This window comes from Mucilaginibacter phyllosphaerae (genome assembly GCF_004378255.1).
Classification (GTDB): domain Bacteria; phylum Bacteroidota; class Bacteroidia; order Sphingobacteriales; family Sphingobacteriaceae; genus Mucilaginibacter; species Mucilaginibacter phyllosphaerae.
Window position 1 is genome coordinate 1 of record NZ_SNQG01000002.1, and the last position, 16,624, is coordinate 16,624.

17 protein-coding genes are annotated in these 16,624 nt (G+C 45.0%); 7 read left to right on the top strand and 10 right to left on the bottom strand.

Going from position 1 to position 16,624, the window contains the following annotated elements:
* The first annotated feature begins 162 nt into the window (after positions 1–162).
* Positions 163–507 carry a hypothetical protein gene (locus E2R65_RS04915; RefSeq protein ID WP_134335389.1) on the top strand — a complete coding sequence of 115 codons (345 nt, stop codon included), beginning with the start codon at positions 163–165 and terminating at the stop codon, positions 505–507.
* A 129-nt stretch (positions 508–636) separates the two neighbouring features.
* Here E2R65_RS04915 and E2R65_RS04920 read toward each other — a convergent pair whose 3' ends face one another.
* Positions 637–1,503 carry a PfkB family carbohydrate kinase gene (locus tag E2R65_RS04920; protein ID WP_134335390.1) on the bottom strand — a complete coding sequence of 289 codons (867 nt, stop codon included), beginning with the start codon at positions 1,501–1,503 and terminating at the stop codon, positions 637–639.
* 98 nt (positions 1,504–1,601) lie between these two features.
* The gene (gene rsmA, locus E2R65_RS04925; protein WP_134335391.1) at positions 1,602–2,381 is read right to left on the bottom strand and encodes a 16S rRNA (adenine(1518)-N(6)/adenine(1519)-N(6))-dimethyltransferase RsmA; all 780 of its coding nucleotides are present in this window, start codon (positions 2,379–2,381) and stop codon (positions 1,602–1,604) included.
* 195 nt (positions 2,382–2,576) lie between these two features.
* On the opposite strand from rsmA, the gene pdxA reads away from it, so the two are divergent.
* The 3 genes from pdxA to E2R65_RS04940 all read left to right on the top strand — a co-directional run bounded on the left by pdxA (position 2,577) and on the right by E2R65_RS04940 (position 5,514).
* Entirely contained in the window at positions 2,577–3,632 is a 1,056-nt protein-coding gene (gene pdxA / locus E2R65_RS04930) for a 4-hydroxythreonine-4-phosphate dehydrogenase PdxA (RefSeq protein WP_134335392.1), read from the top strand.
* A 79-nt stretch (positions 3,633–3,711) separates the two neighbouring features.
* Positions 3,712–4,896 carry a heparan-alpha-glucosaminide N-acetyltransferase domain-containing protein gene (locus E2R65_RS04935; RefSeq protein ID WP_134335393.1) on the top strand — a complete coding sequence of 395 codons (1,185 nt, stop codon included), beginning with the start codon at positions 3,712–3,714 and terminating at the stop codon, positions 4,894–4,896.
* A gap of 129 nt (positions 4,897–5,025) precedes the next feature.
* Positions 5,026–5,514, top strand: coding sequence for a cupin domain-containing protein (locus E2R65_RS04940; RefSeq protein ID WP_134335394.1), 489 nt, complete (start codon positions 5,026–5,028; stop codon positions 5,512–5,514).
* Positions 5,515–5,732: 218 nt separating this feature from the next.
* Here E2R65_RS04940 and E2R65_RS04945 read toward each other — a convergent pair whose 3' ends face one another.
* From E2R65_RS04945 to murQ, 6 genes are all read right to left on the bottom strand, one after another.
* Complete coding sequence (locus E2R65_RS04945; protein ID WP_134335395.1) at positions 5,733–7,013, bottom strand: MFS transporter; 1,281 nt, start codon at positions 7,011–7,013, stop codon at positions 5,733–5,735.
* A gap of 6 nt (positions 7,014–7,019) precedes the next feature.
* Positions 7,020–7,250, bottom strand: a complete 231-nt coding sequence (locus E2R65_RS04950) for a hypothetical protein (protein ID WP_134335396.1) — start codon at positions 7,248–7,250, stop codon at positions 7,020–7,022.
* 4 nt (positions 7,251–7,254) lie between these two features.
* Entirely contained in the window at positions 7,255–7,845 is a 591-nt protein-coding gene (locus E2R65_RS04955) for a TetR/AcrR family transcriptional regulator (RefSeq protein WP_134335397.1), read from the bottom strand.
* Positions 7,846–7,951: 106 nt separating this feature from the next.
* Positions 7,952–8,689, bottom strand: coding sequence for a Bax inhibitor-1/YccA family protein (locus E2R65_RS04960; protein WP_134335398.1), 738 nt, complete (start codon positions 8,687–8,689; stop codon positions 7,952–7,954).
* 91 nt (positions 8,690–8,780) lie between these two features.
* Positions 8,781–9,347, bottom strand: coding sequence for a hypothetical protein (locus E2R65_RS04965; protein WP_134335399.1), 567 nt, complete (start codon positions 9,345–9,347; stop codon positions 8,781–8,783).
* A gap of 148 nt (positions 9,348–9,495) precedes the next feature.
* Positions 9,496–10,305, bottom strand: a complete 810-nt coding sequence (murQ, locus tag E2R65_RS04970) for an N-acetylmuramic acid 6-phosphate etherase (protein ID WP_134335400.1) — start codon at positions 10,303–10,305, stop codon at positions 9,496–9,498.
* 215 nt (positions 10,306–10,520) lie between these two features.
* Here murQ and E2R65_RS04975 point away from each other — a divergent pair, with 215 nt between their 5' ends.
* Positions 10,521–12,107 (top strand): S41 family peptidase, encoded by a 1,587-nt coding sequence (locus E2R65_RS04975; protein WP_134335401.1) that lies wholly within the window; start codon positions 10,521–10,523, stop codon positions 12,105–12,107.
* On the opposite strand, the gene E2R65_RS04980 is transcribed toward E2R65_RS04975, so the two are convergent.
* Positions 12,108–13,829 carry a glycoside hydrolase family 3 protein gene (locus E2R65_RS04980; RefSeq protein ID WP_134335402.1) on the bottom strand — a complete coding sequence of 574 codons (1,722 nt, stop codon included), beginning with the start codon at positions 13,827–13,829 and terminating at the stop codon, positions 12,108–12,110.
* 178 nt (positions 13,830–14,007) lie between these two features.
* Between E2R65_RS04980 and E2R65_RS04985 the strand changes: the two genes are divergently transcribed.
* Together E2R65_RS04985 and E2R65_RS04990 are read left to right on the top strand one after the other, a co-directional pair.
* The gene (locus tag E2R65_RS04985; RefSeq protein ID WP_229704711.1) at positions 14,008–14,688 is read left to right on the top strand and encodes a porin family protein; all 681 of its coding nucleotides are present in this window, start codon (positions 14,008–14,010) and stop codon (positions 14,686–14,688) included.
* 121 nt (positions 14,689–14,809) lie between these two features.
* A complete protein-coding gene (locus tag E2R65_RS04990) occupies positions 14,810–15,694 on the top strand; it encodes a glycosyltransferase (RefSeq protein WP_134335403.1) in 885 nt (294 codons plus the stop codon).
* A gap of 11 nt (positions 15,695–15,705) precedes the next feature.
* On the opposite strand, the gene E2R65_RS04995 is transcribed toward E2R65_RS04990, so the two are convergent.
* A complete protein-coding gene (locus E2R65_RS04995; protein ID WP_158285217.1) occupies positions 15,706–16,623 on the bottom strand; it encodes a glycosyltransferase family 2 protein in 918 nt (305 codons plus the stop codon).
* Between the last annotated feature and the right edge of the window lies 1 nt (position 16,624).

Below are 16,624 nucleotides of genomic sequence, written 5' to 3' on the forward strand. Positions count from 1 at the left end.
TCCTCCAGTTTGTACGGCAGAAATGTCAATTGGTCGGGGTCATATGGTTTAAAGACTACTTTCGCTCCCATGACTTTAAGTTACCAAAATCGCATTAAATAACAAAAAGGCTGCCCCACTTTTGAGACAGCCTCTAGCAAAATATATTATTATATTTGAGTTATGTCTATATCATGTTACAATACTAAAAGCGTTATTGAAATAATAATGGGCTGCATTATGCTCATCGTTATTGTTGGGGTTTTAGTAAGAAGCATGTACAAAAAAAGCTCTACGGGTAAGCCTTCAGGAATAGGGGCCAGAATTATACAATTTACTTGCGTAACATTAATTATCCCTACTCTGATAATTCTTGGTATTGAAAATATACTAAAAGGAGAAACTATAGCAACAATTATTGGTGGCCTTATTGGATATGTTCTTTCTGGAGTAGGGAACTATGAAGGACCAGATAATAATAATCCAAAAAGCAGTAAGCCCAAGCCTGTGCCTACTAAAATAAATTAACTCAATTAAGTACTTCCCTGGTCGAAGTTTTTAATTCGACCTAAAACACAGTAAGCATTCTGCTTGCGTAAGCCAAAAGACCAATCTATAGCAGTGCGCAAAGCCTAAAACAGTTTTGAAGGAATGGGTCTACCTCTCCATCATCTCCAAAACATCTTCTTCGCTACCCTCAAAAGGGCCTGATGCTTCAATTTTTAGTCCGGCCATGGCGGCGGCAAATTCACCTGCTTTTTGGATATCGGCACCCTTAACACGTTTGTACAGGTAGCCGGCCATATAGGTATCGCCGCAACCGGTAGCATCTACCACATCGGTAGGTTTGTAAGCGGGGATGGTATAAAAAATACTATCGGCATATATTACCGAGCCCATGCTGCCCAGGGTTACCACCACTTCTTTTACGCCCCACCCGGCCAGTACCCGGGCGCCCTCTTTTATATCCGTAAGGCCGGTAAGCGCCTCTAATTCGTGTTCATTTACTTTCAGGATATCAACATACTGCAGCGCTTCTTTTTTATCGGCCCAGTCGGTTGCATGTACGCCTTTGTCAATTACCTCGCGCAGATAGCCCTGTGCATCAACCGAAACATTCCCCCTGCTAAATAAAGCTTTGATCAGATCGGTAGACATATCATCGGCCAGTAACGGCCCCAAATGGAATATAATGGCCTCTACTTCTTTCAGGTCTTCGGCAACAAAGGCATCGGCCTTTTGCAAAACACGCTGCGTGCGGTTATCCTGGTTTTCACCGTAAATATTTTCAAAGTAAACGGTATGTGCACTGGGTAATACCTTTACCTCTATACCTTTATCACGCAGGGCGGTAACGCTTGGCAGTTCGGTATCGGCAACGGCGGTAACCAGGCCGTATTTAACATCCATGTTACGAATGGCGTTTGAAAAGTAAAAGGCAGTGCCCCCGGCCATATGTTTTACAGCCTTTGGAGTAACAATTTTATCTAAGGTAATATGCCCTATGCAACAAATATCGTACATGTATTCAATTCTATTTACGGTAAGCGGGGGTACAAATGTAATAATCTGCCTGTCAAATATTTGCTATGGGCATTACAAACAGCATTTATTACATTGGCTTAACGGTTTTCGGCTATCTCGTTGGTCAGCTTCACAAAATCGGCCACGCTTAAACGTTCTGCGCGCAGGTCGAGGGTTTTATTATCCACCATCTTTTCTTTGTTAATGAGTGATGATACCGCGTTACGAAGGGTTTTACGGCGCTGGTTAAACCCTGCCTTTACCACCTGCCAAAACAATTTTTCGTCGCAGCCCAGGCCGGCTGTTGCATTGCGGGTAAGGCGTATCACAGCCGACAGTACCTTTGGCGGTGGGTTAAACACGCCCGCCTTAACAGTAAACAGGTATTCTACCTTGTAATAAGCCTGCAAAAAAACACTCAGTATCCCGTACTCCTTGCTTCCGGGTTTAGAGGCGCAGCGCTCGGCAACCTCTTTCTGAAACATGCCTACTACTTCGTGCACCTGGTCGCGGTGATCTAATATCTTAAAAAGTATTTGCGACGAGATATTGTACGGAAAGTTGCCGATAACGGCCATCTGGCTATCAAACTTGGCTTTAAAATCCAGTTCCAAAAAATCGGCGTTGATCAGGCGCTCGCCCAAAGCAGGATACTTTTTTTTCAGAAAAGTGTACGATTCGGTATCGATATCGATCAAAAAAGTTTCGTAATCGGTCTTTTGCAGCAAAAAATCAGACAGGATCCCCATCCCCGGGCCTACTTCCAGCACCTGCTTGTATTTACCTGCAGGGCGCAGGCTTTCTACAATTTTTGATGCGATATTTTTATCAGTAAGAAAGTGTTGCCCTAAATGTTTTTTTGCCCTTACCAATGTCATTATCTGTAATTATTTAAGCAAATTAAGGCATATTTGTGCTTTAATCAGGAATTATAAACTTAAAATCTTTTTATTTGCATGTTGTGCATAAACTTAACGGCTTATAGCACCAGGTAAATTAAATAAAACCGGCTGTTTTTTTACCCGATGTAATCGGCGAAATTAAATCACAACCGGTTAAATCATCATACAATCATGAGCGACAAACCTAAAATAGGCATAAGTATCGGCGATGTTAACGGGATAGGGTTAGAGATCATCCTTAAAACCCTGTCAGACAGCCGCATCTACGATTACTGCACCCCTATTGTTTACGGGCATACCAAGGTAGCGTCATTCCACCGCCGTGCTACCCATATCAGCGAGTTTAACTTTAACGTGGCAGACCATCCGGCTAATGCCCTGCACCGCAAACCCAACATGATCAATTGTTGGGAAGAAGATGTGCGCATTGACATGGGCCAGGTAACTGCCGATGGTGGTAAGTACGCCCTGATATCTTTGCAGCGCGCCACAGACGACCTGCTGGCCGGCCATATAGACGGGCTGGTAACCGCACCTATCAATAAAGATAACATCCAAAGCGAGGAGTTCAGTTTCCCCGGCCATACCGAATACCTGCAGCATCGCGACAGCAAACAAGAATCGCTGATGTTTTTGGTAAGCGATACCCTGCGTGTAGGCGTGGTAACCGGCCATATCCCGGTATCAAAAATAGCCGAAAGCATTACTACCGATAAAATTATACATAAGCTAAAGCTGATGAATACCAGCCTGCAGGAGGATTTCTGGATCCGCAAACCAAAAATTGCGGTACTGGGCCTAAACCCGCATGCCAGTGATAATGGGCTGATTGGTAACGAAGAAAAAGAAACCATTGTACCGGCGATAGAAGAAGCGCGCAATAATGATGTGCTGGCCTTTGGCCCCTACAGCGCCGACGGCTTTTTTGCCAACGGAACTTACCTGCAGTTTGATGCCGTACTGGCCATGTATCACGACCAGGGGCTGATCCCCTTTAAACAGATTGCGTTTGAAACGGGCGTAAATTATACAGCCGGGTTAAGCTTTGTGCGCACCTCTCCCGATCATGGTACGGCTTATGACATTGCCGGGAAGAACCTGGCGTCAGAGATCTCTTTCCGTGAGGCATTGTTTACGGCCATACACGTAATTAAGCACCGCAAAGAGACTGCCGAACTGAATGAAAACCCGCTGGTATTTGCCAAGTTAAGCCGCGACAGGGATTAATAACCCTTTAGCAGATACTGTTTTGAATAAATAGCCGTTTAATTAAAACATTTATCTCTAAAAATCATTCTCCTGTTTAATGAGTAATTTAATTAACCGCATCAGGTCAATTGATGCGTTTCGTGCAGTTACTATGTTCCTGATGATCTTCGTGAATGATCTTGACGGAGTGCCCAATACCCCCGAATGGCTCAAACATGCTGGTATCAATGCCGACGCTTTAGGACTTGCTGATACCATTTTCCCGGCGTTTTTGTTTATAGTGGGCCTGTCTATCCCATACGCCTTTAAAAAGCGGCTGCATAACCAGAATGCCCATATCCCGATGCGTATCATTACGCGCTCGTTCGCCCTCATCTTTATCGGCTTTTTTCATGCCAATATGGAAACCTATAACGAGGCCACCACTGTTTTGCCCAAGCCCGTTTGGGATAGCCTGGCAACCTTCAGCTTCTTTTTCATCTTTTTAGATTATAGCAAAAACACCTCAAAACTAAGGCGTTATCTTTTCCAGGGCTTTGGCGTAGCTCTGCTGATAGCCATGTGCATCGTCTACAAAAGCACCGACCCTAACCACCCTTGGCTGCATCTTACCTGGTGGGGCATACTGGGGCTTATAGGCTGGTCGTACCTGGTATGTGCATTCATATATTACTACTCCAACGGCATATTATGGGTGCAGGCCGCCGCCTGGATCTTCTTCATGTTCTTCAATATCGATTTTCATTTCGGGATGCTCAACTTTTTAAGCGGTATCCAAAAATACATGTGGATAGCCGGCAACGGTGCCATGCAGGCCTTTACTATGGCAGGTGTCTTTGTATCAGTGCTTTACATGCGCCTTAATAAAAATAACGAAATTAAAATGCTATGGGTAGCCATGCTGCTGATGGCCGTAATATTGTTTAATCTGGGCTTTATTGTACGCTATTTTAGCGGTGGCATCTCCAAAGCGCGCGATACCCCGTCATGGGTGCTGATATGTACCGGCATCAGTTTGGTAGTGTATGCATTCTTTATATTCTTGGTAGATTTTAAGCATAAGTTCCACTGGTTTAAGGTGATAGAACCTGCGGGCACCAGTACTTTCACCTGCTACCTGCTGCCCTTTTTGTTTTACCCCCTTTACCAGATGACCAACCTGGGCTACCCCGAATACCTGGACCAGGGCACCGGCGGCCTCATCAAATGCATCGTGTTTTCGTTTGTGATGGTATGGCTTACAGGCCTGCTGCAAAAGATAAATGTGCGGCTAAAAATTTAGCGATGACCCGATTTAAACCGGGGGCAGATGCACACCGTAAGTCCCAGAAAACAGCGGATTTTTTCGCCCGTAAACTACTTTTTTTCGCCCCTTTTTCGCCTTATATTGCACGTTTAATTACCGTAGCCCATGCCCAACACCGCCCCGTACTGGATAAACCATTTAAACCTGCAACCGCACCCCGAGGGTGGCTATTACAAAGAAGTTTTCCGGTCGGCAAATGAGGTGAGCCGGGCCGGCGAAACCGCGGCCAGGCAGGCATGCACCTCCATCTACTATTTGCTGGAAGGGGCCGACTTTTCGGGCTTCCACCGCCTGGCGTCCGACGAGTTGTGGTACTTCCATAAAGGCGCCCCATTGCACATCCATGTCATCGCAACCGACGGCACCCAAACCACCATCGAACTGAGCGACACCGGTACCGGCCAGCTGCAGGCCATTATACCACCCCACACCTGGTTCGCTGCCGAGCTACCCACAGGCACCGGCTTCGCCCTGGTAAGCTGCGCCGTGGCACCCGGCTTTGACTTTGCCGAGTTTGAGATGGCCAACCGCGACGAGCTGCTGGCGCAATATCCGCAACATGCAAAAATACTGGGTAGGCTGTGCAGACCGTAACAGAAGCTACAAGCGCCTGTCGCCCTCGTTAATCGCCAAATCATTGATACTGGCATAGCGTTTCTGCATCAGGCCGTTCACATATACAGCACAAGGCTTTATGCAAGAGCCGGTATCCGCTGTTATCAGGTTTAATTACTTTGGGCTGTAAACAATAAAGCACAGTGGCATTAGCGGCCACTGTGCTTTATTATCTTTTTATATAACCGTGTTATCTATTAAAATCCTTCATTTAGGGCAACCTCTTCCGGAATCATCACTTTGGAATCAGCCATTTTCTTTTTGGTCATGTGATCAACCCGCCACATTAAAAAGATGCTGATGATGGATATCACCACAATTACATAACCTACTACATTATAGTGCTGCAGGGGGCTGCCCTTGCTTTGCTGCGTTACAATCATACCTGCAACAGCCGCGGCTACCCCGCCTGCAATTTGCTGCAGCGACGCGTTAACGCTCATGAACGCCCCGCGGTCGCTGGGGTCAGGTATGGCGCTGGTTAGGGCCGAGGATGGTACCATGCGGCTCATTACGCCCATCATTAGCATAATATTGAATGCCATTACCAAAGGCAGCGGTGTTACACCCAAATTGGTATAAATTACACCGACAACCATCATCCATACAGATGCAATGGCAAAGATCCTGAACTTATCTATCTTATCGCTTAGTTTACCTACCAGCGGCATAATGAGTAAGGAACTGAGGCCGGATACCATCAGCAGCATCGTGAGCTGTTTATAGCTAACGCCCAGGTTGTTCACTGCAAAGGCGCTGCCGAAGGGCATCATCATAAACCCACCTATAGACAGCAGGGCGGTAGAGGTAAAGCCTACGCGGTAGTTAGCCTTAGATACCGTATGCCACAAGTGCGCCAGGGCCGACTGGTTACGCTGTGTGGCCAGGTGCGCCGTAAGCGGTTTTAAATATACGGCAATGGCCATGGCTATTAAAATACTCAGGGCGGCAACCATCCAGAAGGGTGCTTCCCACTGCCACAGGGTAGCAATATAAATACCGATAGGCACCCCCAGCACCTGGCTGGCGCCAAACCCCATCTGGATAAAGCCCATTACCCGGCCGCGCTGCTGCAGGGCAAAAATATCGGTAATAATGGCCATGGATATGGAACCGATAACCCCGCCAAACAGGCCGGTGATGATGCGTGCGGCCACCAAAGCCGCATAAGAATGCGCCATGCCGCAAAAAACAGTACCCACAATAAAGCCGATGTAAAAAAACAACAGCAGTTTTTTACGGTCGAATTTATCGGCGAAGCCTGCAGTGAGCAGGCCGGAGATACCCGCGCTAAAGGCGTAGGCAGACACCGCCACGCCAAATGCCGATGGCTTTAAGTTAAGCGATTTCATCAGCATATCGCCCAACGGCGACATCACCATAAAATCAAGTATCACGGTAAACTGGGTAATAGCCAATATAAATATTGCAAATTTTTGGTAGCCTGTAAATGCCGCTGCCGGCTGCTTGTTATCCATGGGATGTTAGGTTAGTTCGCAGCAGTAATAGCCGCTGCTGTTCATCAGTTCAATTATCTGCGGATGGCTTAAGGTGTAGGATACTATCCTTAATACACAGTCTTCATCATCCAGATCTACACTCCAGCACTGTATATCCGGGTTGCCATCCAGCAGGGTATGTAATAGTTGTTTATCGCCGGCACAGTTTGCGTTGGTTTTAAACAGCAGGATATGGTCAAAATTTTCTGTTAGCATATAATTACTTTTTCAGGGCTTTTACAACCAGGTTAAACGTTTGCCAAAGCACCTCGTCTGTCAGCTTAAAAGGTTTGCCGGTCATGCTTTGCCCTTCATTATCAAAGCGTACGAGGTTATACAAAGGGGCGAAGGCGACAGACCAGTACACCTCAAAGGGCATCGGTTCAATTTCGCCGCGCTGGATAATGTTATGCATAAATTTGGACATGATGATCTTAAAGTCGGCTAAAAAGCCGGCCAGGAATTTATCCTGATAGCTGGAAGTACGCAGCTGATCAAAAAACGTATTCATCACCGGGTTATCCATCATATACTGATACCTGTTTTGCCATTGCCTGCGCAGGCCCTGCTCAAAATGCATATTGGGGTCAAAGCCATTGATCATAGCCTTTGCCATCATCTCACCTTCTTCCATAGCCACATTCAGGATCAGGTCATCCCTGTCCTTATAATAAATGTAAAGTGTAGCAACAGATATGCTGCATGCCTTGGCCAGCTTATTCATGCTGAAGCCCTCGAAGCCGTCTTTCACAATCAGTTCGATAGCTTTTTGCTTTACCAGCTGTACTTTATCCGGGTTTCTTACGCGCATTTGATAATCTATCCCACAAATATAAATGAATATTCATTTATTTATAAATTATTTAAACAAAAAAAGCCGCTGTTAAGCGGCTTCCAATTTGTTGTACGATTATTGATTATCGCCTGTTACCGCCAAAAATGCGCAGTAATAGCAAAAATAGATTGATAAAATCAAGATACAAGGTTAAGGCACCCATAATGGCAGTTTTTTTACCTTCGGCGCTACCGTATTCAATGCCGGCGCCAATGCGTTTAAGCTTTTGTACATCATAAGCGGTTAAGCCTACAAATACGGCAACCAATACGTAGCTGATCAACAAGTCGAAACTGCTGCTGCGGAAGATGAATACATTTAAGATAGTTGCAACAATGCCACCGACCAACAGCATGATGAGGATAGAGCCAAATTTGGTCAGATCCTGATTGGTGGTGTAACCGCCAATAGCCATTACACCAAATACGATAGATGCTGTAATAAATGCAGTTGATATGGTACCGAAAGAGTACAGGTAAAATATATAGCTAAGGCTTATACCCATAATGGCCGAAAAAGCCACAAAAACAATAGCGGCAGTTACCATACTCATTTTGTTTATCCGGCTTGCCAGCACTAATACCATAATAAAAGGGGCAAACATGGTTATGGTACCAAAAATGTTGTTTTGGCCCGTTTGCGGATCGCGCAGCATGCCGGATAGTTCGGGAATAAACGCGAAAGTATAGGTGCATATAGAGGATATACCTAATGCAACAAACATCCAAACAAATACATTAGCAATGAATTTGCGGGATGCTTCGGGGTTTTCAACATAACTTACGTTGTCGTAAACGTAATCGTGAGTTTTAGTTTCCATTTATTTATTAGAAATTATTTGTACGAATATAGTAAAAACGATTTAATGATGGTAAAGTTGCAGCTTTTGCAAAGCTTACAATGTAATGAAATTAGTTGAGCCTTTTGGTTAACTGTTCTTCTACCTTTTTAAATACCTGCAGGGGTTTTAATGCGCGCCAGTTCAGTTCATCCAGCTGGCCGCCAAAGTTGATATAGTAATCGATATTGGCGTTTTTAAACTCGCGGATAACATGCTCCTGGAAGTTTATGCCGGCTATCCAGCCATCCTCTACTTCCTGAAACCATTCTTCGTAGTAGCTATCGTCAGAGAAATGAAAGTTGAGCACGTTTTCGCCGATCAGGATAAAATGGGTTATCCCCTGGTCTATCATCAGTTCGATCAGTTCGCGCTTCATCAGCATAATATCGTTGTTAATGGCATCGTTCCATTCGCCAATAAACTCGATGATGCTGTAGCCGCGGTCGTAATCAACGTACAAAACTTTCAGGTACAGGGTATTGGAGCCAAACGAATCCCACTGCGGATGCAGCAAATAGTTATATACCTGCTTATCAAACTCAAATTCGTTATACTGCGTAGCATAAAACGGAGAAAACTCATCCTCCGAAGCTACATAATCATCCCGCCAGCGGTAATATGGTTCTATTTCGTGCATGTAGGTATTGATGTGCAGATAGGCAGATGTGCAAGTGTGCAGATGCCTGCACGGCGCATATACATATCAAAATTATTTAATCAATTTGTAATCTATTTTTTATCTGCACATCTGCACACTTGCACATCTGCACATCTATGTTCTCATCTTACTTATTATTATACGCATCCACCGCTTTACGTACGCTGCCGTGTTGCTTTAACAGTTCGGCAGCAGTGGCTTCATCTATGCCTGTTTCGGCCATAACCATACGCGCGGCGCGGTTTACCAGCTTATTATTGGATAACTGCATATCCACCATTTTATTACCCCGTACGCGGCCCAGCTGTATCATTACACTCGTGCTCAACATATTTAAAACCAGCTTTTGTGCCGTGCCCGCTTTCATGCGGGTGCTGCCGGTTACAAACTCAGGGCCGGTAACTACTTCTACGGGGTATTGCGCGGTAGCGGCAACCGGGCTGCCTGCATTACAAACAATACAGCCTGTGGCAATACCGTGTTCGTTAGCCATTTTTAACCCGCCTATAACGTAAGGTGTGGTGCCGGATGCGGCAATGCCTACCACCACATCCTGTTCGTTTATATTAAATTCCTGCAGGTCCTTCCAGGCCTGGGTGGTGTTATCCTCTGCAAATTCTACCGCTTTGCGTATGGCGGTATCGCCACCGGCAATAATGCCTACCACCCAATCAAACGGTACGCCAAAGGTTGGCGGGCATTCTGATGCATCAACTACGCCCAGCCTGCCGCTGGTGCCGGCGCCGATATAAAACAAGCGGCCGCCTTTGCGCATCCGGTGGGTAACGATAGTTGCCAGCTGTTCTATCTGCGGCAAAGCCTGTTCTACCGCCAGCGGCACGCTTTGGTCTTCTTTATTGATATTTTGAAGGATCGCCCGTACCGACATCTTTTCGAGATCGTTATACCGGGAATCTTTTTCGGTGTTTATTTCCATATTTTGGTCATCAATTGGCCTCACCTAAATCCTCTCCAAAGGAAAGGACTTGAGCTTCACAATTTTAAACCCTCTCTTTTAGAGAGGGAAGGGTGAGGCTAAATAAATTAATTATTCTTTTTAACAAAATTGAATAAAAAACATCAAAGCAACGAACGTGATATAAATTATAAGCAATAGCTGCTATTTATTAGATTTGCGTGGCTAAATTTTAGATGAAAAGAACTGCGGGCATTATTTTCAGGACGTTGATATTGATTTTGATAGGCGTAACGATCGGCCTGCTGATTAGTGACGACAACATTTGGGGGCGCAGGCTCAGTTTCAACTTCTCGGCAGCAGATAAGATCTCGCGCGTGCTTTACCTGGTCAGTAATAAATATGTAGACTCGGTAAACACCGATAGCATAGAAGGCGTAACCGTGAACGATTTGCTGCAGAACCTTGATCCGCATTCGGTTTATCTGCCTGCGCAGCAGGCCCGCTCTATCAACGAGCGGCTGGAAGGCGGCTTTAACGGCATCGGGTTAGAGTATCAATTGCTGCGCGATACCCTTTTTGTGACCCATGTAAACACCGCAGGCCCTGCTGCAAAGGCCGGTATTATAGTTGGCGACAGGGTAATAAAGGTAGATGGCAAAGCATTCTCGGGCACCAAACTTAACGTTGCCCGCATCAGCAAAACATTCCGGGGCGAAAAGGATACGCAGATAGTTTTAGGCATCAGCCGCGACAGATCAAAAAATATTAAGGATTTTGCCATTAAACGCGATCGGGTGACGTTAAGCAGCCTGGATGCCTTTTATAATACCGGCGATGCCGGATATGTTAAAATAAGCAAGTTTGCATCAACTACCGATGCCGATTTTAGGGAAGCCCTAACCAAATTAAAGTCCGGCGGCATGAAAAAACTGTTGCTTGACCTTCGCGGCAATGGCGGCGGTTACCTTAACACGGCAACAGCTATGGCCGATGAGTTTTTACCAAAGGGTAAACTGATTGTTTATACCCAGGGCATTCACGAGCCGCGTACCGATTATTTTGCAACCGACTCCGGCAGTTATGAAAAGGGCGACCTTACCGTAATTATTGATGAGTACTCGGCATCGGCAAGCGAGATACTGGCCGGGGCCCTGCAAGACCTGGATAGGGCCGCCATTGTTGGCCGCAGGTCGTTCGGCAAGGGGCTGGTGCAGCAGCAGTTTCCGTTTGGCGATGGTACGGCCATTAACTTAACAGTGGCCAGGTATTACACGCCGTCGGGCCGGTCTATCCAAAAATCGTATAAAAACGGCGTGGCCAGCTACCGCAATGAACTGGCTAACCGCATCAGTAAAGGCGAACTGTTAAATGCAGGCAGCAACCTTACCGACAGCGCTTTTATCGGGGCATCAACCTATCATACTACCAAAGGGCGCAAAGTATTTAGCCGCGGCGGCATCATGCCTGATGTTTTTGTACCGGCAGATACCAGCCAAAACACGCAGCTGATTGAACAGCTTGCCGGCAACCAGCTTTTTACCGCGTATGTTATAGACAGGCTGCAGCCTGTAATAACCAAATACCCAACTGCCGATAATTTTATTGAGCAATATAATTTAAGCCCCGAAGGCCTGCATAATTTTATTATGTATGCATCACAAACGGTAAAGTATATCGATTCGCATGAGTTGCGGATATCGGGCGAGATGATCAAAACTTTAGTGAAAGCCAATGCTGCCCGCTTTAAATGGGGTAACAATGCTTATTACCGTGTGCTTAACAGTAACGACCCTACCTTTAAAAAAGCTTTACTGCAATAATTAAAAGCTTACCCCCGCACCGGTAGGGAAAAACATGTTTACGCTTACCGGTAACTTGCCCGTTGGTTTCATTAACCCGGTTATTACCTTAACGGCCGAGCGCTGCATGGCATCATCTTTTTGGTAACCTACAATAATACCTGCGCTTTTTTCTAAACCCGGTAAACCTGCAATGGTGTAGGGGTTGGCAAAAACGCTGGTAACTACATTAGGTTTGGCGGCCAAGGCAGCTACCAGGTATTTAACATCACTGCTAAAATCAAGCTTACTGCCGGGGCGTGTGCGGCTATCATGGATGCTTACGTATAATTGGTCGAACCCTTTCAGGGTTTGCAGCATGCGGTTCAGATCGGTAAGGGAGGTGCTTTTACCTACCAAAAATATCATACTGTTGGCATACCATTTTGATAGTTCCATTTCAAAAACAGAGGGCCTATCCACCCCGATGCTGATGATAGCTGTTTTTTTAAGCGGGTTTTGGCGTAAAACAGGTGCGGTGCCTTTAAGTACGGTAACCGATGCATCTGCCAGCTGCTGTATCAGCTCTGCCGCGGCAGGGCGGTTGATATCCGGGATCAGGTTTGCCGGTGTTGCCGGTTTGTAATTGCTTAAGCCCACCCAGTATTTAGCGGCGAGCAGTTTTTTTATTTTAGCCTCAAATTCCGCTTTGGGTATCTTGTTTTTTCTGATGGCTTTCAGGATCAGTTTAGCGCCATTTTGCGAATTGACCGATAACTCTATCAGATCATTCCCGGCTAAAAAGGCCCTTACATCGGCCTCGCCGTTAGGGAAGTTTTTAACCACGCCCTGCATTTCCATAGCATCAGAGGCTACGATGCCCTTAAAGCCTAAGGAATCTTTTAAGATGCCGGTAACTATCTTTCTGGATAAAGTTGAGGGTAAGTTTTTAGTGGTATCCAGCGCTGGGATATTCAGGTGCGCTATCATTACCCCGCTTACCCCGGCGGCTATAGCCTCCCTAAAGGGGTATTCTTCCAACGAATCTAAACGTGCGCGTGTAAATGGCAGCTGGGGCAGCGCAAAATGCGAATCGACGTTGGTATCGCCGTGGCCGGGGAAGTGTTTGGCAAAAACAATGATGCCGGCATCCTGCATGCCCTTAAAGTAGGCAATGCCTTTTTGGGCCACATTATATTTATTATCCCCAAACGAGCGGTAATTGATCACCGGGTTGTTGGGGTTATTGTTCACATCCATATCCGGCGCAAAATTGATGTGCATGCCCAGGCGCTTAAAATCATAGGCCACCATCTGCCCCATTTTATAGATCAGGTTATTATCCTGAATGGCGCCCAGCGTCATCTGGTAGGGGTAGGATACCGACGAATCCAGGCGCATGCCCAGGCCCCATTCGCCATCCATGGCAATCAACAAAGGTACTTTGGTTTGCTTTTGGTAAACATTAATGAGGTTGGCATGCCTTACAGGCCCTCCCTGAAAAAAAACCAGGCCCCCTACATGCTCGTCCCTGATCACTGCGGCTACAGAATCTTCATACTTTTTACCCTTATTGGTATGCGCCCTGATGTAAAACAGCTGGCCGATGCGCTCTTTACGGCTCATTTTTTTATAAACAGAATCAACCCAGCGGTTTTGCTGGTTTATGCCGGCTATAAAATCTGCCTTCTGCGCAAAAGCGTTTTGAATAAAAAAAATAGCTGTAACAATAAGCGCGGGGCGCAGGTATTTAATAGATTTCATTATGGTTCAAATGTAGCTTTAATCTTAGTTATCAGGATTTGTTTTACTATTTAACACATTAAAATTGATATACGAATAAACCATCGGCCCAATTTTTACTCTATAGTTTATAAAAATTAACAATAAGCAGCTATCCGGTGGTATCCGTATAGCTATAACACCTTAAAAACATAAACCGATGAAAAAATTTCTCTTTATGGCTATTTGCCTTTTAACCGTTGCTGCATCAGCAAGTGCACAGCGGTATGACCGCCGCTACCCGCGCAGAGGAGTAAGGCGCCCCGCCCCGGTACAGCAAAGATACCGCGATGATTTTATGCAGCCCAAAATTGGTATTGCAGCCGGCGTCAATTTTTCTAACACGGTAGATGCCTATAATTCTGATTTTAGTACCAGTACCATAGCCGGCTGGCATGCAGGCTTAACATTTGAACTGCCGGTATCATACTCTTTCTCGTTTGCGCCGGAAATACTGTTTTCGCAAAAAGGGTATAAGGCAGAGACGGATTATGGCGAGTTTAAGCAGCGTACCAATTATATTGATATACCCCTGCTGGCAAAGTTTAAAGTGGTGCCGGGCTTTAATTTTATAATCGGGCCGCAGCTTACCTTCCTTACTTCAACCAAAAATATTTATGATGACGGCTTTGATACCGTTTACGAAAACGAGTATAATAACAGGGGCGATAAAAGTGTGATTTCGGGCGTTATCGGGGTGGGTATTAACCTTAACCGCAACGTTGAATTACGCGGCAGATATGCTATCGACCTGTCTAAGAACCGCACCAGCTTCGACTCGTCCATCCCGGATTACCGCAACCAGGTATTTTCTTTGGGTTTAGGGTTTAAGTTTAATTAAAAGATATTACATCGATTTACAAAATGCCGCAGTAAAATGCGGCATTTTGCATATAAATGAATTTATTTGCAGCAAATAACATGGTATTTGCCGTATATCCAACACATTACATCCGCCGTTAATGATATCTGTAATTATTTGCTCTGCCAACCCTGGTTACCTGGAAAATGTAACCCGAAACATTAGCGATACCATTGGTGTACCCTATGAATTGATCGCTATTAACAATGCAGGCACAAATAAGGGTATAAGCCAGGTTTATAACGAAGGGATAAGCCGGGCTAAGTATCAGGTGCTTTGCTTTATGCATGAGGATGTTATTATCAAAACATTAAACTGGGGCAATACACTGCTTAACTTATTTAAAGATGAGCAATTGGGGCTTGTTGGCGTGGCAGGCGCCGGTTATGTGCCTATTTCACCATCGGCAGGCGGTGGTGTAAATAGCCAAAGTGTTTACATGAATATCCTGCAATCATTTAAATTCAGTGCAAAAGGCACGGTTCATGATTATGAGAACCCCGAAGATGAACGGCTATCTGAGGTTGCTGTTTTAGATGGGGTGTTTATCAGTACCACCAAAAAGGTAGTGGCCGAATTTACTTTTGACGAGGTGACCTGCAGCGGCTTCCATGCTTATGATATTGATTTTTCTTTGGCTGTGGGCACCAGGTATAAGAATGCCGTAACATACGATATCTTGCTTCATCATCTTTCTGAAGGGAACTATGACAGCAGGTGGATGCTGGATAACATGAAGGTATTTAATAAGTGGAACCACAGGCTGCCGTTAAATATCAAAAATATTAGTGCGGCTAAAAGCTATAAGATAGAAAAAGCGACCTTTAAACGTTTTACAGACCAGTTAATGGAATTTAATTTACCTGTTAACCTGGCTTTTACAACCCTTTTTAAAAACAATACCTTTTGGAATTATAATAAAGGCCTTTTTTTAAAACTTAGTTTTTATGCCCTAAAAAAGAAGCTTTCTGCTAAAAAAGCATAATTACCGATCTGTTAGTTTAACCTGCGCGAATACCTTAACGCAAACCCTATTTTAGATAACATACCCCGTTTTTTGTTATTAGGGAACATGGCATGGTAATTTTGATAAACAACCATTACAAGCGGCATATAATAAGATCTTTTTAATTTTTGATTGCAGGCCTTCTTTAGCGTGTTAATAAGACGGGCATCTTTTTTAGCAAGGTTTTTATAACCAGCAAAATTAGCCAGCATCGTTAACGTAGTTTTAAAATCAATCAGTTCAAAGGTGCGTTTCTCGTTACTCATCACGTTTTGAATTACCGAGCGCTGATGGATGCGGTAACGGGTAAGTATCTGATCGGTATAGGTTATCTTATGATGGTATAGGGCTACAAACCCCATCCACCAATCATAATAGCCGGCAGGGGGGAATGGCACAACGTATTGTAAAAAGCTGCGGGCCACAAGGCAGGTGTGGCCGGTTACGTAATTAAGCAACAAGATATTCCTAAAATCAAGCGTATCAAGCTTAAAGTTATTTAACAATGTGCCCGGGGCGGCTTGCCCGGTTTCTGTAATAAACGCCGAATTTGAAAATATCAGCCAGTTATCGGCAATGCCATCAACCAGTACCTGTATTTTTTGCGGTTCCCAGATATCGTCCTGGTCGCTGATGGCAATAAAGTCGCCTTGGGCTAATTGTATTGCCTTCTCGAAATTTTTATTAAAACCTATGTTATCCGTATTTCTTATACACCTGATACGCGAGTCTTTGGCTGCAAACTGCTGTGCCAAAGCAAACGTGCCGTCTGTAGAGCAATCATCTACTATAATCACCTCAAGGTTTGCATACGTTTGGCTTAAAATACTATCCAGCTGCTGTGCCAGGTATTTTTCGCCATTGTAGGTGCATAGTGCTACAGATACAAGCGCAGGTAATTTCATCATA

Bases quoted from the DNA above. Each gene is read 5' to 3' on its own strand.
- E2R65_RS04995 (WP_158285217.1), bottom strand. From the start codon at position 16,623: ATGATGAAATTACCTGCGCTTGTATCTGTAGCACTATGCACCTACAAT.
- E2R65_RS04945 (WP_134335395.1), bottom strand. From the start codon at position 7,013: ATGGATAACAAGCAGCCGGCAGCGGCATTTACAGGCTACCAAAAATTT.
- E2R65_RS04965 (WP_134335399.1), bottom strand. From the start codon at position 9,347: ATGCACGAAATAGAACCATATTACCGCTGGCGGGATGATTATGTAGCT.
- murQ (WP_134335400.1), bottom strand. From the start codon at position 10,305: ATGGAAATAAACACCGAAAAAGATTCCCGGTATAACGATCTCGAAAAG.
- E2R65_RS04935 (WP_134335393.1), top strand. From the start codon at position 3,712: ATGAGTAATTTAATTAACCGCATCAGGTCAATTGATGCGTTTCGTGCA.
- E2R65_RS04920 (WP_134335390.1), bottom strand. From the start codon at position 1,503: ATGTACGATATTTGTTGCATAGGGCATATTACCTTAGATAAAATTGTT.
- E2R65_RS04975 (WP_134335401.1), top strand. From the start codon at position 10,521: ATGAAAAGAACTGCGGGCATTATTTTCAGGACGTTGATATTGATTTTG.
- pdxA (WP_134335392.1), top strand. From the start codon at position 2,577: ATGAGCGACAAACCTAAAATAGGCATAAGTATCGGCGATGTTAACGGG.
- E2R65_RS04955 (WP_134335397.1), bottom strand. From the start codon at position 7,845: ATGCGCGTAAGAAACCCGGATAAAGTACAGCTGGTAAAGCAAAAAGCT.
- E2R65_RS04990 (WP_134335403.1), top strand. From the start codon at position 14,810: ATGATATCTGTAATTATTTGCTCTGCCAACCCTGGTTACCTGGAAAAT.
- E2R65_RS04915 (WP_134335389.1), top strand. From the start codon at position 163: ATGTCTATATCATGTTACAATACTAAAAGCGTTATTGAAATAATAATG.
- E2R65_RS04940 (WP_134335394.1), top strand. From the start codon at position 5,026: ATGCCCAACACCGCCCCGTACTGGATAAACCATTTAAACCTGCAACCG.
- rsmA (WP_134335391.1), bottom strand. From the start codon at position 2,381: ATGACATTGGTAAGGGCAAAAAAACATTTAGGGCAACACTTTCTTACT.
- E2R65_RS04980 (WP_134335402.1), bottom strand. From the start codon at position 13,829: ATGAAATCTATTAAATACCTGCGCCCCGCGCTTATTGTTACAGCTATT.
- E2R65_RS04950 (WP_134335396.1), bottom strand. From the start codon at position 7,250: ATGCTAACAGAAAATTTTGACCATATCCTGCTGTTTAAAACCAACGCA.
- E2R65_RS04985 (WP_229704711.1), top strand. From the start codon at position 14,008: ATGAAAAAATTTCTCTTTATGGCTATTTGCCTTTTAACCGTTGCTGCA.
- E2R65_RS04960 (WP_134335398.1), bottom strand. From the start codon at position 8,689: ATGGAAACTAAAACTCACGATTACGTTTACGACAACGTAAGTTATGTT.